This is a genomic window from Pseudomonas sp. W15Feb9B, from assembly GCF_000828175.1.
GTDB classification, from domain to species: domain Bacteria; phylum Pseudomonadota; class Gammaproteobacteria; order Pseudomonadales; family Pseudomonadaceae; genus Aquipseudomonas; species Aquipseudomonas parakoreensis.
In genome coordinates, this window is record NZ_JTKF01000029.1 from 202,072 (window position 1) to 227,707 (window position 25,636).

Annotated in this window: 31 protein-coding genes and 2 tRNA genes; 16 read left to right on the forward strand and 17 right to left on the reverse strand. The window is 58.4% G+C overall.

What is annotated here, in order from left to right; genetic code table 11:
- Nucleotides 1–69: 69 nt before the first annotated feature.
- The 8 genes from aguA (at nt 70) to OC71_RS16315 (ending at nt 6,566) form a co-directional block, all read left to right on the forward strand.
- Nucleotides 70–1,176, forward strand: coding sequence for an agmatine deiminase (aguA, locus tag OC71_RS16280; protein ID WP_041071302.1), 1,107 nt, complete (start codon nt 70–72; stop codon nt 1,174–1,176).
- Nucleotides 1,177–1,420: 244 nt separating this feature from the next.
- The gene (locus OC71_RS16285) at nt 1,421–1,633 is read left to right on the forward strand and encodes a hypothetical protein (RefSeq protein ID WP_041071305.1); all 213 of its coding nucleotides are present in this window, start codon (nt 1,421–1,423) and stop codon (nt 1,631–1,633) included.
- A 237-nt stretch (nt 1,634–1,870) separates the two neighbouring features.
- Nucleotides 1,871–2,539: a DsbA family protein gene (locus OC71_RS16290; protein ID WP_041071309.1), complete on the forward strand. Its 669-nt coding sequence runs from the start codon at nt 1,871–1,873 to the stop codon at nt 2,537–2,539.
- Between the two features lie 296 nt (nt 2,540–2,835).
- Entirely contained in the window at nt 2,836–4,122 is a 1,287-nt protein-coding gene (locus OC71_RS16295) for an OprD family porin (RefSeq protein WP_041071313.1), read from the forward strand.
- A gap of 231 nt (nt 4,123–4,353) precedes the next feature.
- A complete protein-coding gene (locus OC71_RS16300; RefSeq protein WP_041071315.1) occupies nt 4,354–5,100 on the forward strand; it encodes a 2OG-Fe dioxygenase family protein in 747 nt (248 codons plus the stop codon).
- A 79-nt stretch (nt 5,101–5,179) separates the two neighbouring features.
- On the forward strand, nt 5,180–5,557 hold the full coding sequence (locus OC71_RS16305; protein WP_008080517.1) for a GNAT family N-acetyltransferase: 378 nt from the start codon (nt 5,180–5,182) through the stop codon (nt 5,555–5,557).
- Nucleotides 5,554–6,270, forward strand: a complete 717-nt coding sequence (locus OC71_RS16310) for an AzlC family ABC transporter permease (RefSeq protein WP_027611235.1) — start codon at nt 5,554–5,556, stop codon at nt 6,268–6,270. The genes OC71_RS16305 and OC71_RS16310 overlap by 4 nt, the downstream gene beginning before the upstream one ends.
- Nucleotides 6,249–6,566, forward strand: coding sequence for an AzlD domain-containing protein (locus tag OC71_RS16315; protein WP_003220702.1), 318 nt, complete (start codon nt 6,249–6,251; stop codon nt 6,564–6,566). The genes OC71_RS16310 and OC71_RS16315 overlap by 22 nt, the downstream gene beginning before the upstream one ends.
- On the opposite strand, the gene OC71_RS16320 is transcribed toward OC71_RS16315, so the two are convergent.
- Nucleotides 6,483–7,409: a LysR family transcriptional regulator gene (locus OC71_RS16320; protein ID WP_007961685.1), complete on the reverse strand. Its 927-nt coding sequence runs from the start codon at nt 7,407–7,409 to the stop codon at nt 6,483–6,485. The two genes, OC71_RS16315 and OC71_RS16320, sit on opposite strands and share 84 nt — an antisense overlap.
- 469 nt (nt 7,410–7,878) lie before the next feature.
- Between OC71_RS16320 and OC71_RS16325 the strand changes: the two genes are divergently transcribed.
- The 4 genes from OC71_RS16325 (at nt 7,879) to OC71_RS16340 (ending at nt 9,670) form a co-directional block, all read left to right on the forward strand.
- Nucleotides 7,879–8,169 carry a type II toxin-antitoxin system RelB/DinJ family antitoxin gene (locus tag OC71_RS16325; RefSeq protein WP_034151912.1) on the forward strand — a complete coding sequence of 97 codons (291 nt, stop codon included), beginning with the start codon at nt 7,879–7,881 and terminating at the stop codon, nt 8,167–8,169.
- The gene (locus tag OC71_RS16330; protein ID WP_041071324.1) at nt 8,135–8,449 is read left to right on the forward strand and encodes a type II toxin-antitoxin system YafQ family toxin; all 315 of its coding nucleotides are present in this window, start codon (nt 8,135–8,137) and stop codon (nt 8,447–8,449) included. The genes OC71_RS16325 and OC71_RS16330 overlap by 35 nt, the downstream gene beginning before the upstream one ends.
- Before the next feature lie 136 nt (nt 8,450–8,585).
- Nucleotides 8,586–8,993 (forward strand): MbcA/ParS/Xre antitoxin family protein, encoded by a 408-nt coding sequence (locus tag OC71_RS16335; RefSeq protein ID WP_041071327.1) that lies wholly within the window; start codon nt 8,586–8,588, stop codon nt 8,991–8,993.
- Entirely contained in the window at nt 8,990–9,670 is a 681-nt protein-coding gene (locus OC71_RS16340) for an RES family NAD+ phosphorylase (protein WP_041071330.1), read from the forward strand. Before OC71_RS16335 ends, OC71_RS16340 begins: the two co-directional genes overlap by 4 nt.
- A 44-nt stretch (nt 9,671–9,714) precedes the next feature.
- Here the strand turns inward: OC71_RS16340 and OC71_RS16345 are convergent, their stop codons facing one another.
- Nucleotides 9,715–9,996 (reverse strand): DUF3077 domain-containing protein, encoded by a 282-nt coding sequence (locus tag OC71_RS16345; RefSeq protein WP_041071333.1) that lies wholly within the window; start codon nt 9,994–9,996, stop codon nt 9,715–9,717.
- A gap of 469 nt (nt 9,997–10,465) precedes the next feature.
- Between OC71_RS16345 and OC71_RS16350 the strand changes: the two genes are divergently transcribed.
- Entirely contained in the window at nt 10,466–10,648 is a 183-nt protein-coding gene (locus OC71_RS16350; RefSeq protein ID WP_041071532.1) for a type II toxin-antitoxin system HicA family toxin, read from the forward strand.
- Between the two features lie 30 nt (nt 10,649–10,678).
- Complete coding sequence (locus OC71_RS16355) at nt 10,679–11,104, forward strand: type II toxin-antitoxin system HicB family antitoxin (protein WP_041071336.1); 426 nt, start codon at nt 10,679–10,681, stop codon at nt 11,102–11,104.
- 285 nt (nt 11,105–11,389) lie between these two features.
- Here OC71_RS16355 and OC71_RS16365 read toward each other — a convergent pair whose 3' ends face one another.
- The 7 genes from OC71_RS16365 to OC71_RS16395 form a co-directional block, all read right to left on the reverse strand.
- Complete coding sequence (locus tag OC71_RS16365) at nt 11,390–11,629, reverse strand: hypothetical protein (protein WP_041071339.1); 240 nt, start codon at nt 11,627–11,629, stop codon at nt 11,390–11,392.
- A gap of 387 nt (nt 11,630–12,016) precedes the next feature.
- A tRNA-Thr gene (locus OC71_RS16370) sits at nt 12,017–12,092 on the reverse strand.
- A 419-nt stretch (nt 12,093–12,511) separates the two neighbouring features.
- On the reverse strand, nt 12,512–13,747 hold the full coding sequence (locus tag OC71_RS16375) for a methyltransferase (protein WP_041071342.1): 1,236 nt from the start codon (nt 13,745–13,747) through the stop codon (nt 12,512–12,514).
- Nucleotides 13,728–14,417, reverse strand: coding sequence for an ABC transporter permease (locus OC71_RS16380; RefSeq protein WP_003220713.1), 690 nt, complete (start codon nt 14,415–14,417; stop codon nt 13,728–13,730). The genes OC71_RS16375 and OC71_RS16380 overlap by 20 nt, the downstream gene beginning before the upstream one ends.
- Complete coding sequence (locus OC71_RS16385) at nt 14,414–15,109, reverse strand: ABC transporter permease (protein WP_007961693.1); 696 nt, start codon at nt 15,107–15,109, stop codon at nt 14,414–14,416. Before OC71_RS16385 ends, OC71_RS16380 begins: the two co-directional genes overlap by 4 nt.
- A 77-nt stretch (nt 15,110–15,186) precedes the next feature.
- Nucleotides 15,187–15,936, reverse strand: coding sequence for an ABC transporter substrate-binding protein (locus OC71_RS16390; RefSeq protein ID WP_041071347.1), 750 nt, complete (start codon nt 15,934–15,936; stop codon nt 15,187–15,189).
- A 13-nt stretch (nt 15,937–15,949) separates the two neighbouring features.
- On the reverse strand, nt 15,950–16,723 hold the full coding sequence (locus OC71_RS16395) for an ABC transporter ATP-binding protein (protein ID WP_041071351.1): 774 nt from the start codon (nt 16,721–16,723) through the stop codon (nt 15,950–15,952).
- 552 nt (nt 16,724–17,275) lie between these two features.
- Here OC71_RS16395 and gabP point away from each other — a divergent pair.
- Nucleotides 17,276–18,667 (forward strand): GABA permease, encoded by a 1,392-nt coding sequence (gabP, locus tag OC71_RS16400; RefSeq protein WP_041071354.1) that lies wholly within the window; start codon nt 17,276–17,278, stop codon nt 18,665–18,667.
- 70 nt (nt 18,668–18,737) lie between these two features.
- Here the strand turns inward: gabP and OC71_RS16405 are convergent, their stop codons facing one another.
- The 3 genes from OC71_RS16405 to OC71_RS16415 are packed head-to-tail and all read right to left on the reverse strand — an operon-like array spanning nt 18,738 to nt 20,589.
- On the reverse strand, nt 18,738–19,190 hold the full coding sequence (locus tag OC71_RS16405; RefSeq protein WP_041071357.1) for a hypothetical protein: 453 nt from the start codon (nt 19,188–19,190) through the stop codon (nt 18,738–18,740).
- A gap of 6 nt (nt 19,191–19,196) precedes the next feature.
- Entirely contained in the window at nt 19,197–19,610 is a 414-nt protein-coding gene (locus tag OC71_RS16410) for a hypothetical protein (RefSeq protein ID WP_041071360.1), read from the reverse strand.
- Between the two features lie 28 nt (nt 19,611–19,638).
- Nucleotides 19,639–20,589 (reverse strand): alpha/beta fold hydrolase, encoded by a 951-nt coding sequence (locus OC71_RS16415; protein WP_041071363.1) that lies wholly within the window; start codon nt 20,587–20,589, stop codon nt 19,639–19,641.
- A 243-nt stretch (nt 20,590–20,832) separates the two neighbouring features.
- On the opposite strand from OC71_RS16415, the gene OC71_RS16420 reads away from it, so the two are divergent.
- Nucleotides 20,833–21,273: a hypothetical protein gene (locus OC71_RS16420; RefSeq protein ID WP_041071366.1), complete on the forward strand. Its 441-nt coding sequence runs from the start codon at nt 20,833–20,835 to the stop codon at nt 21,271–21,273.
- Nucleotides 21,274–21,364: 91 nt separating this feature from the next.
- Here OC71_RS16420 and OC71_RS16425 read toward each other — a convergent pair whose 3' ends face one another.
- From OC71_RS16425 to OC71_RS16445, 5 genes are all read right to left on the reverse strand, one after another.
- Nucleotides 21,365–21,715 carry a hypothetical protein gene (locus OC71_RS16425; RefSeq protein ID WP_041071369.1) on the reverse strand — a complete coding sequence of 117 codons (351 nt, stop codon included), beginning with the start codon at nt 21,713–21,715 and terminating at the stop codon, nt 21,365–21,367.
- 166 nt (nt 21,716–21,881) lie between these two features.
- A tRNA-Phe gene (locus OC71_RS16430) sits at nt 21,882–21,957 on the reverse strand.
- Between the two features lie 103 nt (nt 21,958–22,060).
- Nucleotides 22,061–22,333 carry an oxidative damage protection protein gene (locus OC71_RS16435; RefSeq protein ID WP_008024947.1) on the reverse strand — a complete coding sequence of 91 codons (273 nt, stop codon included), beginning with the start codon at nt 22,331–22,333 and terminating at the stop codon, nt 22,061–22,063.
- The gene (gene mutY / locus OC71_RS16440; RefSeq protein ID WP_041071376.1) at nt 22,330–23,397 is read right to left on the reverse strand and encodes an A/G-specific adenine glycosylase; all 1,068 of its coding nucleotides are present in this window, start codon (nt 23,395–23,397) and stop codon (nt 22,330–22,332) included. Before mutY ends, OC71_RS16435 begins: the two co-directional genes overlap by 4 nt.
- Nucleotides 23,394–25,619: an AsmA family protein gene (locus tag OC71_RS16445; protein ID WP_041071379.1), complete on the reverse strand. Its 2,226-nt coding sequence runs from the start codon at nt 25,617–25,619 to the stop codon at nt 23,394–23,396. Before OC71_RS16445 ends, mutY begins: the two co-directional genes overlap by 4 nt.
- Between the last annotated feature and the right edge of the window lie 17 nt (nt 25,620–25,636).

A 25,636-nucleotide genomic window follows, 5' to 3' on the forward strand; every position in this document is an offset into this window, starting at 1 on the left:
CGATATTTATCGGTTATAAAGTCGCCATTGCTTCGCATCCCCTCGACGGTTCCCTGGAGTCCTGATCCGATGACCACCTTGAAAAGTACCCCGCGTGACGATGGCTTCTACATGCCGGCCGAGTGGGCGCCGCAGACCCAGACCTGGATGATCTGGCCCGAGCGTCCGGACAACTGGCGCCTGGGTGGCAAGCCGGCGCAAGCCGCGCATGCGGCCGTGGCCAAAGCCATCGCGCGGTTCGAACCGGTGACGGTCGCGGTGTCGGCCGGTCAGTACGAGAACGCTCGTGCACGCCTCGATGTACCGAATATTCGGGTGGTCGAGATGTCCAGCGATGACGCCTGGGTGCGTGACAGCGGCCCGACTTTCGTCATCAACAACAGCGGCGAAGTACGCGGTGTGAACTGGGATTTCAATGCCTGGGGCGGTTTTGAAGGCGGTCTGTATTCGCCGTGGAACCGTGATTCGCAGGTCGGTGGCAAGATCCTCGAAATCGAGCGCAGCCCGCGTTATCGCACCGAAGGTTTTGTGCTGGAAGGCGGTTCGATTCACGTCGACGGTGAAGGCACGCTGATCACCACCGAAGAGTGCCTGCTCAACCACAACCGCAATCCGCATCTGGGTCGCGAAGAGATCGAAGCGGTGCTGCGTGACAATCTGTCGGTGGATAAGATCATCTGGTTGCCGGATGGCCTGTTCAACGACGAAACCGACGGCCATGTGGATAACTTCTGCTGCTACGTGCGCCCGGGCGAAGTATTGCTGGCGTGGACCGACGATCCGCAGGATCCGAATTACCCGCGCTGCCAGGCCGCAATGAACGTGCTGCAAAGCAGCACCGACGCCAAGGGCCGCCCATTCACGGTGCACAAGATGCCAATTCCAGGGCCGCTGTACGCGACTGAAGAAGAGTGCGCCGGTGTCGATCCGGTGGACGGTACGCAGGAGCGCAACCCTTCCGTGCGCCTGGCCGGTTCCTACGTGAACTTCCTGATCGTCAACGGTGGCGTCATCGCGCCGAGCTTCGACGATCCGATGGACGCGCCTGCGCGGGAAATCCTGCAGAAGCTGTTCCCGCAGCACGAAGTGGTGATGGTGCCGGGCCGCGAATTGTTACTGGGCGGCGGCAATATTCACTGCCTTACCCAACAGCAGCCAGCTCCGCACAAAGAGTGAGTTGAGACGTAACAGCCTGAGTTGATTAATAAATCACCCGGGCAGCAAGTTATTTTCGATGGGTGCGAAGAAGCCCGCGGTCCTGCTGGACCGCGGGCTTCTTTGTATCCGCCTGTCGACAAATCGGAAACCTTGGCATAGCTCTTGTATCGGATACCGCGCACTAGGGAGGGGGGGAACTTCAACAGTTCTGTCATATACCTTGGATAACTTAGCCGCTCACGAACGGGGAGAGAGCGCTGAAATGAACGCCGAAGTGAACGTAATCAGCGAGCGGAATTTGCATCCCATGGCCGTAAACGGCGAATCGCTCCAGATTGTCGCGCACTTTTTGAAGTCCAATGGAACGCGTCAGATCAGGGAACCTGATCCGCGCCGGATGATGATTGAGCGCTATCCCGCTGACCTGTTCAGCGAGGCCGAACTGGAAGCGTTGTGGGCTGTGATGCAAGGATAAGAAAAACAACAAGGATTGGTAAAAGCGCTGCCGGGATGGCGGCGCTTTTTTATGCGCGCTGGAAAACCATGGCGAACATTGAACCTGTGGGAGGGGGCTTGAAGCGGTAGCCGAACAAGGCAACCCATTCGACCGATTCGCGAAACAGTCTGAGAGCCATTCCGGCGTTTTTCCCCAATGCACGCAGGGATAATCTGCCGCCATCGATTTTCCCCGTTTGGTTGCCGGAGTTCTCTCATGATCCTTCACTACATTTACGATCCATTGTGCGGCTGGTGCTACGGCGCCAAACCGCTGGTGCAAGCGGCGCAGCAAGTGCTGCCGGTCGTTGCCCATGCGGGCGGAATGATGAGCGGCGCGAATCGCCAGCGTGTTTCGCCGCAACTGCGCGATTACGTCATGCCCCACGACCGGCGCATTGCCGAATACACCGGTCAGCCGTTTGGCGAAGCGTATTTCGAAGGTCTGTTGCGTGATCACTCGGCGGTGTTCGATTCAACGCCACCCATCGCTGCGGTCATGGCGGCAGAGTCCATCGACGGTCGCGGTTTGCAGATGCTCGGGTGTTTGCAGACCGCTCATTACGTGGAGGGGCGGCGGATTGCCGATGAGTCTGTACTGTTCGATGTCGCGGCGCAGATGGGTTACGTACAGACAACTTTCGTGACGGTGTTTAAGTCCGTTGATCCCCAGGCGCAGGTAAAAGCCAGTCGCGCGTTGCTGGCCCGACTCGGCGGCCAGGGCTTTCCGACATTGGCGCTGGAGCAGGACGGGCAATTCACCTTGATCGACATCAGCCCGTGGTTAGGTAAACCGCAGGCCTTTGCTGATTGGTTAGGGCAAGCGGTTGTGGCCGATGAGCCGGCTCAATCCCCCGCTCTATGCGATCTCGATGGCTGCGCGTAATCGCGCCGGATTCACTGGTTAAGCGCATTTCCGAGCAATGCGCTATCGCAAAATTTACGATTCTTAGACGATTTTTACCTATTTAAAGACGATTCTTGAAATTGACACATTATTGAGGGCGCGGCTACGATTCGGCCCAACGCCTGTGGCCAACCGCCATGACTCAAAAATAATAAAAGGGCCCGACACGGTTTTACCGTGGGCGGGTCTTTTTGTTTCGGGGTGAAAAAAGAGTGCAATAGCGCCGTTTCAGCCGTTCGACACAGCGCGTTTCAACCCGTAATAAGGAAAACAAAATGTTGAACAAGCGAATCAGCCTGATCGCACTGGGGATGTTGAGTGCCACACAGGCCATGGCTGACGGCCAGGCCGAGTCCAAGGGTTTTGTAGAAGACAGCAGCCTCAAAGTGCTGCTGCGCAATGCCTACATCAACCGTGATTACAAAGACGGCAACGCGGACAAATCCGAGTGGGGCCAAGCAGCTATCGGTACGTTCTCGTCCGGCTTCACCCAAGGCACCATCGGCGTGGGTGTTGATGCTTTCGGCCTGTACGCCCTGAACCTGGAACGCAGCGAAGATCGCAGCGGTGCCGGCGGTATCGACTTCTTCAAACGTGGCGACAGCGGCAAGCCTGCCAATGACTTGTCCAAGGGCGGCGCTGCGGTCAAATTCCGTCTGTCCAACACCGTGCTGACCTACGGTGACCAGATGCCGGCCCTGCCGGTGCTGAACTATGACAATTCGCGTCTGCTGCCGGAAAGCTACACCGGTACCTTGATCACTTCCAAAGAGATCAAAGGCCTGCAACTGGACGCCGGTCGTTTCACTGCCGAGTCGCGCAAAAGCGCTGAAGGCCGTGACAGCGGTGGTCTGAAGGCGATCAACGTGTTGGGCGGCAGCTATCAGTTCACCGAACAATTCAAGGCGGCGCTGTACGCTTCCGACGTCGAAGACGTGCTGAAGAAGCAATACGTGAACGCCAACTACGTGTTCCCGATCGACAAGGATCAGTCCCTGACCCTGGACTTCAACGGCTATCGCACCAAGCTGGACGACTCCTACGTCCGCGAAAGTGGCGCTACCGGCGATGACAACAAGATCTGGAGCCTGGCAGCGACGTTCGCTACCGGCCCTCACTCCTTCACCGTGGCGCACCAGCGTTCCACCGGCGACAGCAATCTGGGCTACGCCTATGGCGGCTATCAGAAAGAGCAAGGTCGTGTCGGTGACGGTGGCAACACTATCTACTTGGCCAACTCCTACTGGTCGGACTTCAACGCTGAAGACGAGCGCAGCTGGCAGTTGGGCTACGGCCTGGACTTCGGCGCATTTGGCGTACCGGGTCTGAGCTACAACTTCGCTTACGTGCGTGGCGACAACATCACCACATCCACCAGCGAAGGCGGCACCGAGCGCGAGATCTTCAACCAGGTCAAATACGTCGTACAAAGTGGTCCGGCGAAAGACTTGAGCGTGAAATTGCGCAGCTCGATCCTGCGCGTGTCGCAGAAATCCAGCGAGTACAACGTCAGCGGCAACGAGCTGCGTGTATTCGTGGACTACCCGATCAACATCTTCTGATGAACGATCCGGTGTAAGAAACATGAGAAAACCCCGACTGGCTCGGGGTTTTTTTTCGACGTCTTTTTCGCAAAAACCGTAAAAAACCCGTGTTTTTGTCACGTAAAAGTTGTTTTGAAGCGCCTTCAAGTACCGTTTCAAACAGGGCTTTAAATGCCTGAAATTCTTTCTCATGGACGCAAATTCTCCACCTAATAGATTAGGCCGCTCAACGCAGCGGAGAATTTGGTAATGATCGTTTTGAACAGAGAAGTGGGCGAATCGCTACGGCGCGACAAATATGTCAACGTCCAGGGTGGTGACTTCAATCTCTACGGTCATTTTGCCGACTTCGTCAGACTGACCAAAAGTTGGGAAAACATGGAGCCTGACAGTTACTACGGTCAGGCCGAAGCCGGCATGCGTTACCGTCGTTACAGCGACTTTGAATACAACCCGAAAACACGTGAGCTCAAGCAACTCGAGCATCGCGCCTACGTGCAGTCCAAGGAAAACAACGCCTACGTGGGCGGTGTTGTGCGGCACTTTCAGGACTTCTCTGATGAAGTGATCACTTCGCCGGTGATGCGCAGCCTGATCGACACCGATTTTGAAGTGTACAAAAGCGTGCTGCCGGAAGAACTGCACGATGAAATCTGGCAATGCCAGATCCATCAGATCCGCATCGAGATCAAACCCGGCAAGCAACTGGAAATCACCCCGGAAGGTATCCACTGCGACGGTTATCCGTTCAGCGGCGTGCACTTCTGGGGGCGCAACAATGTCGAGGGGGCGGAGAGTCGTCTTTACGATATCCACGAGCATCAATTGGCGTCGACCACCTACCAGGAAATTCTCGACACCACCTACTTCCTTGATCGCGATATGCGCCACTACGTAACCCCCGCGCGCAACCCTCACACGCATGCCATGGCGTACCGGCAGATTCTGGCGATTTCCTTCTCGCGGCCCGGGACCGCTTTCGACATTGTTCGCTAATCAGATCACCCCAATCGACGGCGTCGAGTGCTCGACGCCGGTGGTGCTGCGACGCGCCACCGCCAAGGACGCGCAGCGCATGGAGCGCTTCTTCCGCCAGTTCGACGAAGTGTCGTTCTGCGAATGGCAGGATGCCAAATGCCTGCGCGGCGTGTTGATCCAGAAGACCACCACGGCCTATTTGGCCTTCGATGTCGCGGGCGAGATCGTCGGTGCGGTGCTCGGCGGCATGCTTGGTAGTCGCGGCACCATCAACCACTTGGCGGTCAGCCCACGCTATCGCAGCCAAGGCGTCGGCCAGCGGCTGGTGGAAGCGGCGTCGTCCGACATGAAACGGGTCGGTGTATTACGGATGTTTCTGTTCGTCGACGATGCTAACCTCGCGGGCAAGCGATTCTGGACTGCCCAGGGTTTTTGCGAACCCCACGGCGAGCGGACATTTGAGAGGGATCTATGAATGAAACGTCCGGCAGTGCGCCGCTGATGGCTGCCCATCAGCCATCGCGCACGTTTGCCGAAGCCAGCCCGGTGGTGGCCGGTTACTTCACGGTGTCATTCGTGTTCGGGCTGATGGCCGTCAATGCCGGGCTGCCGATGTGGCTGCCGGTGGCGATGTGTTTATTCGTCTACGCCGGCGCTTCGCAATTCGCCGCGCTGGCGCTGATCTCCAGCGGTGCTTCGCTGACCACCATCGTATTGACCACCTTCCTGATCAATGCGCGGCACATGCTGATGTCGGTGTACATGGCCAAGGCCCTGCGCGCACTGGGCCTCAGCCGCATGGAACGCTGGGCCTACGCCGGTGGACTGACCGACGAATCCTTCGCGTTTCACAGCGTCAAGCTGGGCACCGGCGCGCCGGTCAACATCCGTTACCTGATCGGCTTCAACCTGTTCTGCCACACCTCATGGGTGCTGGGCGGATTGTTGGGTGCCGTCTGCGCGCAATATGCATCGCACCTGATCAAATATCAGCTCGACTACGCACTGACCGCGATGATGCTCTACGTGCTGGTGTCGCTGTGCAACACCCGCAACAAACTCATCGCCGCCGCGGCTGCCGTCGTTTGCATGGGCGCGCTGAGCCTGGTCGGCACTTCGCCATTCAACGTATTCATCGCCACGTTTGTGGGCTGCGGAGTGGGTGTATGCCTGACCAAACGTTCCTGATCCTGGTGGTCGCGCTGATGATGGCCGTGACCTTCCTGCCACGCGCGCTGCCGCTGCAAGTCAACACCGAGCACTGGCCGCCATTCGTTGCGCGGGCGCTGGAATACCTGCCGGTGGCGATCGTCGCTGCGATCAGCCTGACACCCTTGTTGATCAAGGATCAGCACCTACAGCTCGATCGCCCGGAATTTTATGCAGCCATTCCGACGTTGTTATGTGCGTATTTCAGCAAAAACCTCTTTCTCAGTGTGGCGGTTGGGACGGCTGCGTACATTGCGCTCGGCTCGTTCATGTAGCGGCAGATCGACCACGTCGTTCAGGGCCTGGCCTGACAGGTTAGGGTTGTTCACCGCCAGACGCACTTCGAGAAAATCCTCGAAACCGGGGAAGATCGTCAGGCCGTTCTTTTGCGCGGCCTCACGCGACACCATGCCGACCGCGTCCATCTGCGTGATCAACGACAGCGTCAGCGTCTCGCTGCAGGAATAAACCATGCGCTGACCGTTCTCGTGATTGCCCAGTCCGGCGTCGAGAAAACGCAGGAAGCTGTGGGAATACGGACAATCTTCCGCAGGACGCACCTGAAACTTGTTGCCCAGCAACGTCAGTGGATCGTTTTCCTGCCCGCAATGGGCACCGACCACCTGCACCTGCACATCCGGCAAAACAATGCTCGGCAAACCCGGCCGCTGCGGGCCGATCAGCACCGCGAGGTCAAAGTCCTCATTCTTCAGCTTGCTGAGGTTTTCCATCGACTCGGCGTAGCTGAATTCCATCTGGTAATCGGGAAACACCTCAATCAGGCGTCCGATCATTCGCCGGTTGAAGTCAGACGACAACGTGTTGTTCAACGCAACCTTCAATGTGCGCTGGCCGGGTACCTTGAGCGCCTCGACCTTTTCTTCCATCTGTCGCGTGGCAATCAGCACTTTGTCCATGTAGGGCGTCAGCTCCGTGCCTTGCGGCGTAAGCGTCAACCCTTTGTTGGAACGTCGAAACAAGCGGAAACCGAACTGCTCTTCGACCTTGTTCAACTGCGCGGCCAGGGCCTGCACAGTCAGGCACGAATGCTCGGCTGCGGCCGACAACGAGCCGGTCTGCACGATGCGCATGAGGTTGCGTAAGGTTCTGCTATCCATGGGTAATGCCCTCTGAAGTGGGCTGGGTATTGTTGTTTACGAGACTGCCGGTCCGGCGTCATATGCCGGCTATATTCCAGCACCTGAGCATAGTTGTCGCGGGTTTAGTAGCGAATTGATGTCCCTGCCGATGGCTGGAAGCTGACACAGGATCGGGATTTTTGATGACGTGGGGGTGATTGGGGTCAAGAAAAGTGCGTGGTTTTGATGCGTGGGACGATTTTTTTTGAAGAGAAACAGCTTACATCATCCGGGGTTTTTCCCTGCGTCATGCGCAGATAGGTCTCAGGAAAAGTAACGATTCAGCTGATAGCACCTACCTGTCAAAGGAGTTGAAATGGTCGTCTGGCATGCGAGCCATGGCGGTAGATAACCACCTATCAACTTCGCGTTGACCGACGAAGATCCCTCCGACAACAATGTAGAGGTAGCGCTTATGTAGCTACAAAATCACGATGAGGTAATGGAAATGGCTGCACTACTGAAAACTACCGATGTGCGCTGCCGCATTGATGAGGATTTGAAAGCGCGTGCCACTGAAGTCTTGAACGCTTGCGGGCTGAGCATTAGCGACGCCATGCGACTTTTTCTGCGGCAGGTTGTTGCCACTCAGGGGCTTCCCTTCGAGGTGCGAGTTCCATCAGAGAAAACGGCCCGCGCAATGATGGAAGCACGAGAAATCCGTCAGCGTTTCGACTCGATAGACGACATGCTGAGGACTGCTGATGGCGAAACCGGAGAAAACGCAAAAACGCGCTGATCGGCCTAAACAGTGTGCGCAGACTTCTGAATTCAAGAAGTCTTGGGATCGTTATAACCGCGCCGGAAGGCGAGACATGAACGACGTCCGGAAGGTGATGGCGATGTTGTTTTTGGGGCAGCAGTTACCGGCAGAATATCTGGATCATGCGCTGACTGGAGATTGGTCTGGATTCCGCGAGTGTCATATCGGTGGCGATTTTCTGATGATTTACGAGAACACGCGCCCAGACCTGATCACGTTTGTGGATCTAGGGAGCCATTCAGAATTGTTTAAATAGCGCAGAAATACATCAGCCGGGCTTAACTCCGGCGTCTATGCGTTGATAGTTACGATTGTTCGTTTGTGTATCAAAACTCAAAAAAATTACAGTTATGTACTAGTCTTCAGCTAAGACAAAAAATCAGGAGGCGTCTATGCCTACCTCATCCCCAGCCCTCACCCCGCGTGAACAACTCGACGTCCCCGAGGCCGGGCGCGTCGCGCTGAAGTTCTTCTTCAACCTCATGGAGCGCTGGGGTTGCAACGCCGAGCAGCAGCGCACGCTGCTGGGCGGCGTCGGCAACACCACGTTCTACAAGTACAAACACCTGCCGAACATACGTCTGCCTAACGACACCCTTGAGCGGATCTCCTACCTGATGGGTATTCACAAGGCGCTGAGCATCATCTTCAGCAATAGCCGCGAGCGCGCCTATACATGGGTCAGCAGCCCCAACACGGCTGCGCCATTCAATGGCCGGACCGCGCTGGATTACATGCTGGCGGGGAGGGTGGTCGACATCGCCGACGTACGCCGCTACCTCGACGGGGTGCGCGGTTGAAGGCCCCGCCGCTGGCCGAGCCGCAATGGCCGAAGGCCTACCGGATCGTCAACAGCAGCTTCCCGCCGATTGCGTTGTTCGAAGACGTGCTCGACCCCGAAGACCTGGAAGTCGCCTACGCGCTGGAAGCACTGACCAATGATCGCCTGATCGAGCAGGCCGGCGTCCTCGCCCGCGTGCGCCCCGAAGATCGGCTCTCCGGCCCCGGTTCAACCCCGGTGATGGCGGCGTTTACCCACATCGGCAAAAGCAGCCGCTTCACCGATGGCACCTTCGGCGTCTACTACGCCGCCAGCAGCCAGGCCGCGGCCATCGCCGAAACCTGCTATCACCAGGAACGTTTCCTCGCGGCCACCAACGAAGCGGATCTTGAGTTGACCATGCGTACTTACGTCAATCGTGTGGTTAAGCCGCTGCACGATGTTCGTGATGGTTTTGCACATTTGCATCAACCCGATCCGGAAGCCTATGGCCCGTCACAGGCGTTTGCCCGACAACTGCGCGAGTCTGAATCCTGGGGCCTGCTCTACAACAGCGTTCGTCTGCCGGGCCATGAATGCGTCGCCGCGTTTCGGCCGCCGGCGGTATCGATTCCGAAGCAGGGCAAGCATTTGCGGTATGTGTGGAGTGCGAGTCAACGCAGGATTTCGTTTGTGTTTGAGATCAGTCAGGTTTGAAACACAAGAAGCCCTCGCATCAACGAGGGCTTCATGTGGGTGATTTACATCAACGGCTTGTCCGGCGGCGCATCCATCACTTTCACGACATCATCGATCAGCGCCTTGCTCAATTCCTGCAAATACTGTGAGGCATAAGCGTGAAGATCAGGGTCGCGAGAGACTGTGGAATCTGCAGTGAGTAGCTTCGAGATGTGAAGCAAGTGTGAGGCGTGCGAAAGGGCGGCGATTAATGGCACACCACGATTGGTGCGGAACAGCGCTTGATTGGCCTGGAAGGAAAAGTGCGTGAGGCCTGGGGTTTTCAAATCGAGGTAGTCGGTCATTTCGCTTCACCTGCCGTACGTAAGGCGTGGTGTGAGGTGACCGGTGTGGCAGCGCGGCGGATTACGGATGGATCGATGGCATTCATTTGTGAACTCCCTGTATCAAATGAGAGCCGCCATTTTCGTTCTCAGGCGAAAGGGTGACAGCTATGCGCAGGCTGAGAAACCGGAGATACAGGAACCCGGCAGACCCGAAGGTCTCCCACGCACAGCCGCCATTACACGTGAGTGCGGACACAAAAAAGCGCCGGCAATCGTGATTTTAGGCGCTGGTGCGCCTGTATCTTACGCGGGTTCTCAGGCCCGGTCGCTGAATTGGCAGCGACGGGTTTGACGGTAGCTTGCGGAGGACGGGGGCGCAATCGTGGCCAGGTGGTGGCCGTTGCCATCTCTGTGTAGTGCAACACTTATGTTGCGATCGCAGCAAATATGTTGCACATTCGCTTTACCGAAACGGCGAGTGATGCACATGAAGTACAGCGAGTTTCGGCGATGGTTGAAAGCCCAAGGCGTTGAGTTTCAAACCGGCAAGGGCAGTCACTTCAAGGTTTCCTTGAATGGCAAATCAACTGTGTTTCCCGACCATGGAGCCAAGGAAATGGGCGAAGGGTTGAGAAAATCGATAATCAAGCAGCTGGGCCTCAAGGATTGAGACCCGGCTGTACCCATCTGAGGAAGTGTGATGTTCGAATATGCGTTGGAAGTTCACGAAGAGCCGGGCAGTGTCTGGCTGACCTGCGCAGAAATTCCTGAGATGCACGCCGTTGGCGACACCCTCGAGCAAGCGTTGGACACCGCCATTGATGCAATCGAGACGGCGCTCTCGATATACGTTGATGATCGCCGGTTGATTCCGACCGGGCAGGCAGGAGAACAGGCAAGTGACGTCGTATTGCGTCTGCCTGCGCTGACTGCAGCAAAGGTTGCTCTGTGGAATACGCTTTTGGAGTCAGGTTTAAGCAAGGCCGAGTTGGCACGTCGTCTCGGCGTACAACGGCCTCAGGTCGATCGCTTGGTAGATTTTCTGCATCACTCCAAAATCGAGAATGTTGAGCGTGCGTTGCAGCAACTTGGAAGGCGGATTTCGCTTTCGGTTCAAGCTGCATAAGTTCAGCAAGCGTGCGTTGGAGAAAATAGCTGAAGGCGAAAAAAAGGCATGGCAAATGAACTAGGGCGATTTCAGACGGACGTGATGGAATCTGTACGTCAGATGATGGCTGGAAAGGCCTCGCGCGTAACGCTGCTGCCGCTCTCGGCGGCCACTGAAGAGCAAAGGAAGGCCGGGGTTTCTCAAAGCGTTTTCGCCAACCTAAGCTCCGTAGTGACACGAGCAAAATAAGGTGGGGAAAAATAGAGTCAGACCACAGTCTCAGCTCAAAAAGTGGTCTGTCCCTTATTTCCCTGCTTTGGTCTGTTCAGGGAGGACGTTGGCTCGTGCCTCGTCTTGACTGCGCAACCAGCGTTCGGCGTCCTCAAAGGTGTTCATGCAGGTTCTGCCATAAGCCGACAAGGCCAGTATGCTGCGTTGGGTGAGTTGAATATCAGATGTGCACAGATCGATGAATAACGAGAGCGCGTTTCCGGCCTCCTCAAATGCTTCGCGGATTTCCAAGGCTTTTTTGCATGTAGACATCAGTTGACTCCCTGTTCCATGTTGTCGGCGGCGAGTTTATGCGCAAAGCTCTGCGTCAAAATCAACTTCGCGTATCAACTTGTGACGGATCTTCAGCGTTCGCTTATTTGAATTTTGTCGGTGGGGGAGTTCGATATCTCAACTGCTGACAAGGTGCTGAATGGCGTGTCTGCAGATTGTTGGCTTTGCTCCATGGGGAGGCCTTTTGCGCTGATGAAGTCAGGCGGTCTTGTGTGGGTTGCCGCGATCTACAGCAAAGATCTTTTAGATAGGGTGAGCGCTCATAACCTCAGGGTCAAAGTCATGATCACTCAGCTGTTGCGCTTTTCATATTCAAACGCCAGAAACAACAAAGCCCCTGCATTTCTGCAGGGGCTTCGTTTTGTATGGTGCCGGCACCAGGAGTCGAACCCGGGACCTACTGATTACAAGTCAGTTGCTCTACCAACTGAGCTATACCGGCGTGTGGGCGACGATTATAGCGATTGGGTGGGTTCTGTAAACCCCTGAATTCAGACTATTTTTACGCACGCGCTGTATCAGGCGCGGCATGGGCTATGTCGCTGGGTTTTAAGCCGCAAAATCGGGCTGTTCGACGTCAATCCAGCGGGCGAGTGTTGGCAGGATTTCTGCGCTGTTCAAGCACCCATTTCCCCCGTTTATGTCCTTTTGATTGGAAGCTTATGCACAACGGGTCGGCGCGACCTTGGCGTTGCAGGGGATTTTGTGGACACATTCTCATTTTGTGTGCAAAGCCCTGTTTTACAGGTTTTTTATCAATATGAACAAAAAATGACCAATGCTGTTTTGGTCATGCAATGGCCGTGGATATTGGATCCACGGGAAAACCATCAACAGAGTTATCCACAGGCTGTAAAAGTTTCAGGCGCGTTCGGCCAGCAGCAGAAAATTACGCGGCGTCAGCGAGCTGTCGCAGAAGGTGCCGAGTCGTACGACGTACCCCTGTTCGGCGAGGAAAATGGCTCGATCAAGAATCAGCCAAAGCTCCAGTGGTCGTCGGAATAGTCCGCGCAGTAATTCCAGGTTGCGAACTTCGGCCAATCGCTGCCAACCGGCGGCTTCCAGTGCCTGCCAATCTGGCGTGCCGACTGTGGATAACTCTTTCAGTGCTGCCAAATCGCGGCAGTAATCGGCGAAGGTTTTGTCCAGCCAGGCGCTGGGCAGGGACGGGGTGGGCAAGTATTCGTCTACTCCGCGCACTTGTCGTTGCAGCAGATCAAAGGCCAAACGTCGGGCCATGGAGGTGTCGCGCTGACGTCGGACCCGTGCACCGGCGGTGACGGTTTCGCTCATGGGCAGCGCCAGATCTTCGAGCGAGAGCTGTAGGGCGGATCGCAAACCCGCTGAGGACAATGCGTGGTACTCGCCGCGATTGATCCGGTTGTAGCAGCACGGGGCGATGGCCATCTGCTGACATCCGGCAGCGCTCGCCAGTTGCATCAGGCGCACATGCAGGTCGCCGCAGGCGTGCAGGGCGACCGGGGTGTGTTGAGCGCTCAAAGCAGTTGTGGCGTCTGCTGCCAGCACATCCTGCTCGACATGCAAGGCGTGCAAATGATGGCGCTGACTCAATGCCTGACCGCTGGCGACCAGCGTCGGATCGTATTCAACACAGGTCAGCTGTTGCCCGGCGCCCAGCAGGCGCCGGCCCAAATGCCCCTTGCCGGAACACCAGTCCAGCCAATGCGTTGGCGGCGAGGCGAAAGACAAACGGCTGCCGAACGCTTCAATCTGCTGCCACTTGCGTCCCGGCACGTCGACATTCAATCGATGGCCTGCAGTTTCCAGCGCATGTCCCGGCAACTCACCCACTGCGCTCAGCTCAGCCGACAACGCCGCCAAAGAGGCGAACGGCTCCGGGGCATCGACGAGATCGGCAGGATGGTTGTGCGCCCGCTCTGCATCTTCCAGTGACCGTCCGCGTAGCCACGAAGCCAATTCGGGGTAGGCGGTTTCCCATGGAAGCGAAAGATGAGTGAACGGACGAGGTTTCCACAGCGCCTGATGCGCCGTAAGAAAATCATCCAGCGCGGTGAAGCGGGCGAGTAACTCCTCGCCCGTCAGCACGTGGGAAGTTTCAACGCCCTTGGCAGGCATCGACGCGCAACCAGCGCTCCAGCAGCTTGAAGCCGCGCACCAGCACGTAGGACATCAGCAGATAGAACACGCCGGCGGCGAAGAAGATTTCCACCGGCAGGTAGGTGCGGGCGATGATCGTGCGGGCCATGCCGGTCAGTTCAAGCAGAGTCACGGTGCTCGCCAGTGCGCTGGCCTTGAGCATCAGGATCACTTCGTTGCTGTAGGCCGGCAGGCCGATGCGCGCTGCACGCGGCAGCATGATGTAGAACATCGCCTTGGGCTTGGACATGCCCAGTGCTCGCGCCGCTTCGATTTCGCCCGGCGGAATCGCCTGGATCGCGCCACGCAGGATCTCCGCGATGTACGCCGCCGTGTGCAGGGTCATGGTCGCGGTGGTACACCAGAACGGATCGCGCAGGTACGGCCACAGCGCGCTGCTGCGCACCGCATCGAACTGCGCCAGGCCGTAATAGACGAGGAACAGTTGCACCAGCAGCGGTGTGCCACGGAAAAAGAAGATGTAGGCGTAGGGCAAGGCGCGCACGTACCACAGCTTCGACGAGCGGGCGATGCCCAGCGGAATCGCCAGCAGCAGGCCGGCAATCACGGCAATCGCCACCAGCTCCAAGGTCAGGGTCGCGCCCTGCGCCAGTTTCGGCAGCCACTTGATGATCACTTCCCAGTTCATGAAGCGCTCCTCGCAAAGCCGCGAGCGGCGCGTTTTTCCAGGAAGTGCATGCCGGTCATCGCCAGCACCGTCAGGCCGAGGTACATGACTGCGGCCACCAGATAGAAGGTGAACGGTTGTTTCGACACGGTCACGCCGATCTGCGCGTGACGCATGATTTCTTCCAGACCGATGACTGACACCAGCGCGGTGTCTTTCATCAGGATCATGAACAGGTTGCCCAGGCCGGGCAGGGCGATGCGCCACATCTGCGGCATGATCAGTTTGGTGAAGATCCGCCATTTCGACAGGCCCAGCGCCACACCGGCTTCACGGTGGCCTTTGGGAATGGCGAGGATCGCGCCGCGGAACACTTCCGTGGCGTAGGCGCCGAAGCACAGACCCAGCGCGATTACGCCAGCGGCAAAGGCGCTGAGTTGCAGGTCGGGGTTACCGAAAAACTCACCGAGGCTACGCATAAGGTTGACCGTACCGAAGTAGATCAACAGCACCCAGAGCAATTCCGGGACGCCACGCACCAGGGTCGAATAAGTGCCGCCAAGCCACTGCAGCGGCTTGTACGGGGAAGTCTTGGCCAAGGCGCCGAGCAGACCGAGTACCAGTCCCAGGCACAGGGCCGTCAGCGCCAGTTTGACGGTCATCAGCGCACCGGCGGCGAGGGCCGGGCCGAATCCGTAGAGGTCGATAATCATGGATTTCTTTTCAAATCGCGGCAGGCAAGGCCGGGAGCCGGCGCCGTCGGTGGATGGCGCCGGTCCCGCAGGTCAGATCAATAGATGCTGAACGGGAAATACTTGTCGTTGATCTTCTTGTAGGTACCGTCGGCGACGATTTCCTTCAGTGCGGCGTTCAGCTTCTCGCGCAGCGGGTCTCCTTTGCGCACGGCGATGCCGATTTTGTCGCTTTCCACGACCGGGTCGCCTTTGAACTCGTAGGCCTTGCCTGCATCGGTTTTCAGCCAGTCGTAGTTGGCGTACTTGTCGGCGAGGATGGCGTCGACGCGACCGGAGGTCAGGTCCAGGTAGGCGTTTTCCTGGGTGTCGTAGAGTTTGACTTCGATATCGCTGCCGTAAGTGTCCTCAAGCCAGGTGCCCGCGAGGGTGGCGCGCTGGGTGCCGATGATCTTGCCTTTGAGCGAATCCTTATCGGTTTTGAACTCTTTATCTTTCGGCGCGATGAACTGCAGCTTGTTCGAGTAGTACGGGTCGGTGAAGTCCACCGCGCCCTTGCGCTCTTCGGTGATCGACAGCGAGGACACCAGGAAGTCGAACTTCTTGGCGTTCAGCGCAGGGATGATGCCGTCCCAGTCAGAGGTGACAACCGAGCACTCGACTTTCATCTTGGCGCACAGGGCGTCGCCGATGTCTTTGTCGAAGCCGACCACGTTGCCGCTGGCGTCTTTGTTGTTGAACGGCGGGTAAGCCGCTTCGATGCCCATCTTCAGGGTCTCGGCCATGGCCCCGGCGCTGAATGCGAGAGTGACGGCGGCGGCCAGGAAGACCTTTTTAAAATTCTGCATGCATGTTGCTCCGTTAGCGGTTGCTGGACATGAATTGTTTGCAGCGCGCCGAAAGCGGGTTTTCGAACACCTGCTGAGGCGATCCTTGCTCTTCCACCAGCCCTTGGTGGAGGAACACCACTTCGCTGGAGACCTGACGGGCAAAGCCCATTTCGTGGGTCACCAACAGCATGGTGCGGCCTTCTTCGGCCAGTGCGCGGATGACACTAAGTACTTCCTGAACCATTTCCGGGTCAAGGGCAGAGGTGGGCTCGTCAAACAGAATCACCTTCGGCTGCATCGCCAGCGTGCGGGCAATCGCGGCGCGTTGTTGCTGACCACCGGACAATTGCGACGGGTAGGCGTGGCGCTTGTCGGCGATGCCGACCTTGGCCAGCAGCGCTTCGGCGACCTCGATCGCCTCGGCCTTGCTCTGGCCGAGCACGCGGCGCGGGGCTTCGATGATGTTGTCGAGCACGCTCATGTGCGGCCACAGATTAAAGTTTTGAAATACAAAACCAATCTCGGAACGCAGGCGGTTGATCTGTTTGCCATCCGCAGCAACCAGTTCGCCATTCTTGGCGGGCTTGAGCTTGAGTTCTTCACCGGCCACCAGAATCTGACCCTGGTGCGGGTTTTCCAACAGGTTGATGCAACGCAGGAACGTGGACTTGCCGGAACCGGAGGAACCGAGGATCGAGATCACATCGCCGTCGCGGGCGGTCAGCGAGATGCCTTTGAGCACCTCAAGCTGTCCGTAGCGTTTGTGCAAGTTGCGGATTTCAAGCGCGGGCGTGGCCTCAGCCATGTGCGTTCCTCATATATGTTGCGCTCCTGCTGTTGGCGGGCCTTCCTGGCGAGGCGGCCAAGCTAGCATAGCGTTTCAATGGCAGCCAACAGCGCTACGGGCGGTAAGCGGATGGCGTGTGGCGGGTTGTCGCATCGGCACAGCAGACTGTCGCCCCATCAACAACCGAACGGGTGTTTGAACGTGCAGGCCCGTGGGTGTTGCGTAAAAAAAGGCGCGATGTTGCCAGCTTTGGCGGGGTGTTGGAAGCGCTATCCGGCCGAACGTTCCTGATTCGCCCTTTTATTGTGCATCTCACACTTTTTCAGTGTGTTTCTGGTGCGCCTGTTCGCTTGAAAAGTGAGTCGCAGGGTAACGCTCTGGCGAATTGCCATTAATTTTAAGGACTTGCGATGACTGTCCGGTCGCGTTCAAAGCCGCGGGCCAGAAGAGTTTGAAACATTTTGGCGCATTTATTGCGTGCAGAATCTGGAACGCCCTGTTGGTTTCTTTTTACGAGAAGGAAAATCAGGCAGGTCGGACGCAATCGCTTTCCTCGCAAAGGTAGTTTCGATGAGCAGTACCCCAAGCTCCAATGGCCTCGAACAGGGGCTCAAACCGCGTCATGTGACCATGTTGTCGATCGCCGGTGTTATCGGCGCCGGTCTGTTCGTTGGCTCCGGCCACGCCATCGCTGCCGCCGGCCCTGCCGTGCTGCTGGCCTACGCCGCCGCCGGTACCCTGGTGGTGCTGGTGATGCGCATGCTCGGTGAAATGGCTGTCGCTTCGCCCGACACCGGCTCGTTCTCGACGTACGCCGACCGTGCCATCGGGCACTGGGCTGGCTTCACCATCGGCTGGTTGTACTGGTGGTTCTGGGTATTGGTGATTCCACTGGAAGCCAACGCTGCCGCGACCATCCTGCACGCCTGGTTTCCGAGCGTGGAGATCTGGGCCTTTGCCTTGGTCATCACCATGTTGCTCACGGTGACCAACCTGTTCAGCGTGAAAAACTACGGTGAATTCGAATTCTGGTTTGCCCTGATCAAAGTCCTGGCGATCATCGGCTTCATCATCCTCGGCCTCGCGGCGATCTTCGGTTTCCTGCCGAACAGTCAGGTCAGCGGCGTTTCGCACTTGTTCGACTCCGGCGGCTTCCTGCCAAACGGCATGGGTGCGGTACTGGGTGCGATCCTGACCACCATGTTCTCGTTCATGGGAACCGAAATCGTGACCATCGCGGCTGCGGAATCGAAGAACCCGGGCAAGCAGATTTCCAAGGCCACCAACTCGGTGATCTGGCGGATCGGCCTGTTCTACCTCGTCTCGATCTTCATCGTTGTGGCCCTGGTGCCGTGGAACGATCCGACGCTGGCCAACCTCGGTTCTTACCAGACCGTGCTTGAGCGCATGGGCATTCCGAACGCGAAAATGATCGTCGACATCGTGGTGCTGGTCGCGGTCACCAGTTGCCTGAACTCGGCGCTGTACACCTCGTCGCGCATGTTGTTCTCCCTCGGCAAGCGCGGTGACGCACCGGCGATGTCGACTCGGGTCAACAAAAGCGGCACACCTTACTGGGCGGTGATGCTGTCGACCGGCGCGGCGTTCCTCTGCACCTTCGCCAACTACGTGGCCCCGGCTGCCGTGTTCGAATTCCTGCTGGCCAGCTCCGGCGCCATCGCGCTGCTGGTGTACCTGGTGATCGCGTTCTCGCAACTGCGCATGCGTAAACAACGCATGGCCCGCGGCGAGAAAATCGTCTTCAGCATGTGGCTGTTCCCGGGCCTGACCTACGCGGTGATCATCTTCATCGTCGCGGCCCTGACCATCATGCTGTTCCAGGAAGCCCACCGCGTGGAAATCCTCGCAACCGGCCTGCTGAGCCTCATGGTCGTTGCCGCAGGCCTGCTGGTGGCGCGCCGCCGCAAGCTGGAAAACCGTGGTGCGGTGGTGTTGAACTGATCCGTCACGCGTAATGCAAAACGGCCGCTGTCAGTGATGACGAGCGGCCGTTTTTGTTTGTGCGCGAGGTTTATTCGCCCTTGTCTTCCTGGGTGTCCAGCGACTTGCCGTAAGTATCCAGCGCAATCCCGAAATCGGTGATGAACTGTGGCTCGGTCAGCCAGGCCTGGGCGGTTTCGATGTCCATGCCGTCGGCCCACATGCGGTAGTCGATCAGCATGTCGGCGGCCAGGTGAGTGGCGGCCATGCCTTCGTTCTCGGCGTTTTCCATGTCCAGCAGTTCTGGATGGTCAACGATGATGAACGCCAGTTCGCGCAGCAGGGTCAGCAGCATTTCGTTGCGACTGACGGCTTCGGCGTCGCGCATTTTGCTGAACATCGCCAGGGTGTATTCCGGGATCGGCTCGTCCAGATGCCCGGGGTTGTCGTCCTGGTCCAGCGGCTTACGGCCGACCATGCGGATGTGCTTGGCTTTGGCCTTGGCGCGTTTGGCGCGTTTCTGTTGCTTGTTCAGGGATGCCATGGGAACTCAGTTCTTCTGTTGGGTGTGTGCGGCGATCGCGTCGGACGCCGCCACATAGTCGGCCTGGAAGGCCGGGGATTCGATCCACGCCAGGGCGCCGGCTTCGTCGGTTTCTTGCGACCACTGGCGATACTCGATCAGCGCGGCGAGGATGAAATCCATCGCGCCTTCTTCGCCTTCCTGCTCGTAGACCAGCTCCAGCAGCGGGTCTTCGAGGAATGCGCTGCACATGGCTTGCTGGCTGATCTTCTCGGCGTCGATCATTTTCTTGAACAGCTCGGTCAGGTCCACCGATTCGAAGTCGATGCGGTCATCGTTCGGGTCCAGCTCGAGCGGCGCCTCGGCGCGTTTGGTGCGGTTCTGCTTGGCCTTGGTTTTGGCCCGGGCGGCGCGTTTTTGCTGCTTGTTGGCGGAGGCCATGGTGTGTTCCGTCGTGCGTGGGAAGGGCTCAGCTGCGCGGCACTGTCCGCCCGGGTGTGTCGGGGGGCAGTTCGCCGGTTTGCAGCCAGGTCAGAGCGATGGGCCATAGTGTGGCTTGGTATGCCCTACGAAAAAAGGCGAAATGTCCGACTTGTTGTTCGCCGATGTCCTGCGGCGCGATGCGCAGGTGGGTTTTGTGCGCATGACTGAAGTAGCCGAGCAGGCGTTCGATGGCCGGGATCGTGCCGTACGGGTCGTCGCTGATGCTGATCGCCAGGATGTGCGCGCGGACATTGGCGAAGGGCAGGCGGCCGGTTGTTTTCAGCAGTCGGCGGCCACTCGGACGCTGCTCGTAGCGCGCGGCAGGCGTGCTCCAGTCGCGCACGACGCCTGCTGGCGTGTCCTCCAGCCAGCCAAGGTGTTTGCCTGGGAAATAGCCACAGAGGCGCGTCAGAAGCGGCATCAGCACATGCCATTTGCCGAACATGCGCCAGCGCTGTTCCGGCGCGTAGTCGCGCCAGTAAGCGAACTGCGCGCCGACCGTCACCAGCCGACGAATGACCTGCCCGGACTCACCCAGTCCCGCCGCGCAACCGCCGAAACTGTGGCCGACCACATCGATGGGCTGGCCGGGGAACTCTCGTTGCGCGCGCTTGAGCATCGCCTCGAAATCCAGCGCGCCCCAGTCGGTCCATGAAGCCACAAGGCCTCTCAGGGTTGCCGGACGCGATTCGCCGATGCCTCGATAGTCGTAGGTGATCACGTCGAAGCCGTTGGCGAACAGGTAATCGGCGAAGCGTGAATAGTGTCGGCAGCGTACCGAGGTGGCGGCGTTGATGATGACTACCGGGCGTTGCGCATCGGGCAGGGCGGGACGCCAGGTGAAGCCGCCGAGCATAAAGCCATCTGCGGCAGCTTCTTTGAAAGGTTCGCTCACGGTTGCTGTGTCGGGCGTAAACGCGGGACTGCGTGAATTCATATGGACCTGTCCTTGGCGAAGACGGATCGAGAATGAGCTTCAACGCCGGCCTGCGCAATCACTCGGAACGCAGTGCGTTCCGGATTGAAGGTTAGCGACTCTGTAAATTCGAGCCGCGGTGCGTCTCGAATTAGTCCCTTTCGCACCCTGGCCAAGTGCCAATCATTCTAAAACACGTGCTTCCCTGGCCGGATCAAATAAGGAGTAACGGTAGGGCTCTATAAGAGCCCGGGAGTTGTCATCATGAAACGTGTTCTTTCATTCCTGCTGCCCATCGCGGCGATGGCTGCATTGACTTTTCCGGCGATGTTGCAGGCGGCCAATCTCGACCCGATCGACAGTGCCGGTGTGCAAGTCCAGCAACAACAGCAAAACGGCATCAATTATCTGTCCGGCGGGATCGGCCTGGACGAGTCAAAAGCCATTCAGCAAACCCCCGGCTACAACCTCCATATGACCTACTCGGTCGGCATGCAAAACGAGTACGCCGCCAACGTCGACGTGACAATTGAAAAAGCCTCGGGACAAACCGTGCTGACCCTCAATCAGGCAGGGCCGTTGGTGTATGTGCAGTTGCCGCCAGGCAAATACATTGTGCGGGCCACGCTCAATGGCCAGGAGCGGCGCGACGTGACTGACGTTGGCAGCGGCACGGCGCGCAATCTGGTGTTTCACTGGAGTTGAAGTGGTTAATGGATGATGCACTGGCAACACATCAGGCGCGGTGCAGTCCCGCGCCTGATGTGTTGGACCGCTCTGGCATTTTCTGAAAGTGTCACTGCCGCGTGCGCTTGGCCTTTTGCTTGTCACCGGGCTCGCGCGCCATTCGGTGAATCCACAATCCAATCCAGCCGACGGCTATCAGGAACAGAGTGCCGACGCACTGCGACACGATCTCGAACCAGAACATTCGGGGTTGCTGCGCCAGGGTGTAGGTGTGGCGTGGGCCGGATCGGTTCCAGGTGGCGATGGAGCCGCTCATCAAACTGTGGATGATCAGATAAGTCGACGCGGCGATGAGGAGGGCGATCAGTATGCCGACCACTATCATCAGCCAGAATGCAATCCGGCTCTGGCGATAGGGTGGCGGATGGGGCAGGGGCACGCGGGTTCTTTTCTGGTTCATCGAGCGGATGACCCTCTTCCATAAGGTGCGGCCAAAGTAGCGCGGATCGCCTTTGTTCGAAACCCGTCGCGCATTTGCGCAGCCCTGTAAAAAGGCTGGAGTGAGCCGCCATCAAATCGCAGGCATAAAAAAACCCTGAATCTTGCGATTCAGGGTTTTCGGTATTTGGTGCCCAGAGACGGAATCGAACCGCCGACACGGGGATTTTCAATCCCCTGCTCTACCGACTGAGCTATCTGGGCAACGGGGCGCATTAAAAGGGTTTTTCGGATTTACGTCAACGACTTTTTTAAAATTTCTTAAATTAATTCCGTCGCTTACGATCCGACCCCTGATTTTGCAGGTTTACTCTGCAGGCGGAACGTAGCCTTCGGCCTTGGCGTATTCCTCGCCGGAGAAGTACTTGTCCATTTCGCCCTGAAGATATTTGCGGTCTTCGGCATTCATCATGTTCAGGCGCTTTTCGTTGATCAGCAGGGTCTGGTGTTTCTGCCAGTCAGCCCAGGCCTTGGCCGAGACGTGGTCAAAAATGTCCTGACCTTTGGCGCCCGGGAAAGGAGCGCGTTCCAGCGCGGGCAATTCTTCTTTGTACTTGCGGCACATGATGGTGCGGGTCATGACGACTCTCCTGCGTTCAATACGGCGGCCGCGCGCTCGAGCAAGGTTTTGACCGGGGCGGCAAGGCCCAGGCGCGGCGGGGTGGCGAGGTTATACCAGAGCCAGTCGGCCTCGGCCACGTGATGGGTGGCCTCCTGTACCTGAACCAGCCAGGGTTCGATGGACAGCTGGAAGTGACTGAAGGTGTGAACGAGGCTTGGCAGTGCCTGCTGCTCACCCATGGTCAGCGAGTGCTGGTCGGCCAGATGTTGCAGGTCGTCGAGATCTTCGAGTTCCGGCAAGCTCCACAAACCGCCCCACAGACCGCTGGAGGGACGGCGATAAAGCAGAATCGCGCCGTCGCCATTGGCGAGCATCGGCATCAGCGTACGTTTTTGCGGGATCGCTTTGCGCGGTTTGGGGATCGGGTAGCGTGTTTCCAGGCCGAGCATGTGCGCCTCGCAGCCCTTTTCCAGTGGACACAGCAGGCAGCTCGGTTTGCTGCGCGTGCATAACGTGGCGCCGAGATCCATCATCGCCTGGGTATAGGCATTGACCCGATCATGCGGCGTGAAACGCTCTGCGTTGGCCCACAGCTGTTTGGCGACCTTCGGTTCACCCGGGTAACCCTCTTGCGCAGTAAAACGCGCCAGAACGCGTTTAACGTTGCCATCGAGGATCGGCGCGCGCAGGCCCATGCTGATGCTGGCAATGGCCCCGGCGGTGGACAGGCCGATACCCGGCAGGTCGGTGAGCTTTTCAACGTCCCGCGGAAATTCGCCGCCGTACTGGCTGACGACGATCTTTGCGGTCTTCTGCAGATTGCGCGCGCGGGTGTAGTAACCCAGCCCCGTCCACAGATGCAGCACTTCGTCCTCCGGCGCTTCGGCCAATGCTTGTACCGTCGGCAGCGCGGTCATGAAGCGGTCGAAGTAATTGAGCACGGTGCTGACCTGGGTCTGCTGCAACATGATCTCCGACACCCATACCCGATACGGGTTGATGTCCTGCTGCCAAGGCAAATCGTGGCGGCCGTGGCGGTCGAACCATTCCAGCACCGCCGTGGAAAACTGCTCCGCTCTCATCGCTTGAACAGCCCCTTCAATGCGTTTTTCAATTCCGGGCTGACCTTTTCGCCGAGTTTTTCATCGATCTTCTCGCTGAGTTTGTCACCGGCGATTTTGGTCGCGACCTGGCCGAGGCGTTCGTTATCCACACGGCAGGCCTTGGCGCCCAGCTCCAGCGGACCACGGCAGCGCAGCGGCCACTCGATGCCGACGAACTTCTCGCCGACCTGACAGGCCGGGTCCGGCATCGCGCTGGTGTCGCCTTCGACGATGATGCCGACGCGGTAATCCATGCCCAGCACCCGCAGGTCGATGTCGCCGTCGCCGTTGACAGTCATGCCGGGGATGCGCACCTTCAGGTCCGGGTTGCTGGCCACGCCGTTGCGCAAGGTCAGGTTGCCCTTGAGTTCCTGGAACGGCGTGTCCTTGCCCCGTGGCTCGCCGCTGAGGGTTTTGCGGTTAAGCGTGGCGATGCCTTTGCACAGTTGCTGTTCAAGGTTGGCGTTGAGCAGCACGCCGTTGTTGATCACGAAACTGGCGTTGCCATTGAGGGTTTCGATCAGCGCCTGCTGGCTGTTGCCGCTGCCGGTGAGACTGCTGGTCAGTGTGACCAGGCCTTTGACTGGCGGGTTCTTGCCCTGGCTTTCGAGGATTTTCTCCACCGGCACGCGGTTGATCCGGGTTTGCAGATTCAACACTGGCGCGCTCGGGCGCACATCGAGGGTGCCCTTGGCTTCGAAGTCGCCGTTGTACAGCCCGCCGCGCAGGTTTTCCAGAGTCAGCAGGCCGCCCTGGCCGGTGGCTTTGAGCGCGGCGTTCTGGATCGGCAGTTTATCGAGGGTCAGTTGGCCGAAGCTCAGATCGGCATCAACGTCGAGTTTGGCCAGGCGCTCGACCGGTAGCAGGCGCTCGGTGCTCCAGGCGCTTTTGCTTGGTTTGTCCGGCAACGGTGTGCTGCCGGCGCCGGCCATGGCATCGGCTTCGGTGCTGGCGACTTCGGCCTGACGCACTTGCGTGGCGTTTTTGGCTTTTTCCGATTTCGGCGGCAGGTAGCGGTCGACGTCGAACGTGTCAGCCTTGAGGATCGCCCGCAGCGACTGCTTGGCGAAGTCTTCCACGGCAATGCGCCCGCTGAAGCTGCTGTCGTCGAGTTTCAGGTTGATATTGTCGAAGGCAACGCTGCTGGGCGTGGCTGCCACGCGGCTGACCAGCTCGACCTTGCTCAGGCTGCCAGGCGCCATCGCTGGCAGTGTCTGGCCGATGCTGTCGACGAACTTGGCCAGATCGAACTGGGCGATGGAGATGCCGCCAGTGATCTGCGGAGTCTTGTCGAGGTCGTTGGCTTTCAGCTCACCCAAGGCGCGCAACTGGTTGGCAGATATCTTGATCCCGGTCCATTCGGCGACGTTCGCTGCCTTGTCCAGCAAGATCTGCCCTTGGGCGGAGAAGGTCATGGCCTTGCCCTGCAGTGGATCGCCAGTCAGCTCGCCGGACAACTTCATGTCTTCGAACTTGTAGCGTTGCAATGCACGCTCGATGCGCAGCTCGCCATTGAGTTCGGTACGCACGCGCAGCACAGGCTGATTGGTGCTGAGGAACGCCGTGGCTTTCAGCGGAATGTTGGTCGAGTCGTGTACCGCACCGGTGCTCAGTTGGATGCTTTCGGCGCTGTACTGTTTGCCGGTCTGCTCATCGTTGTATTCAACCCGGGCGTTGTTGACGGTCAGGCTGTCGATGTCGAGGCGGATCGGCTGCGGCGGTTTTTCCGGCTGGGCGGTGGCCTCTGCGACAGGCGGGCTGGCTGGCGCAGGGCTGCCGGCAGGCACGGCAGGAGGCGGCAGCTTGCCGATGTCTTCCCAGTTGCCGTGGCCGTTCTTGTCGCGTTTCAGGCGCAGGTTCAGGCCTTCGACACGCACGTCGCTCATTTGCACTTCGCGGCGCAGCAATGGCAGCACGCGCACGGACAGACCAAGCATTTGCAGATCGGCGTACGGCTCGGTCGGATTGATCAGGGTGGCGATGCTGGCTTCATGCAGTTCCAGGCCCAGCCACGGGAACAGGCTCCAACCGATATCGCCATTGAGCGTCAGCTCGATGTGGGCCTTGTCGCGGGCTATCTGGCGAATCTCGTCTTTGTAGTCGTTGGGATCAAACAGGTGGGTCAGGGCGAAGCCCGCCGCCACAATGATCAGCAACAGCCCGAGAAGTACCAGACCCAGGATTTTGCCGAACGCTTTCATGGGCGAGTCCTTGTAGT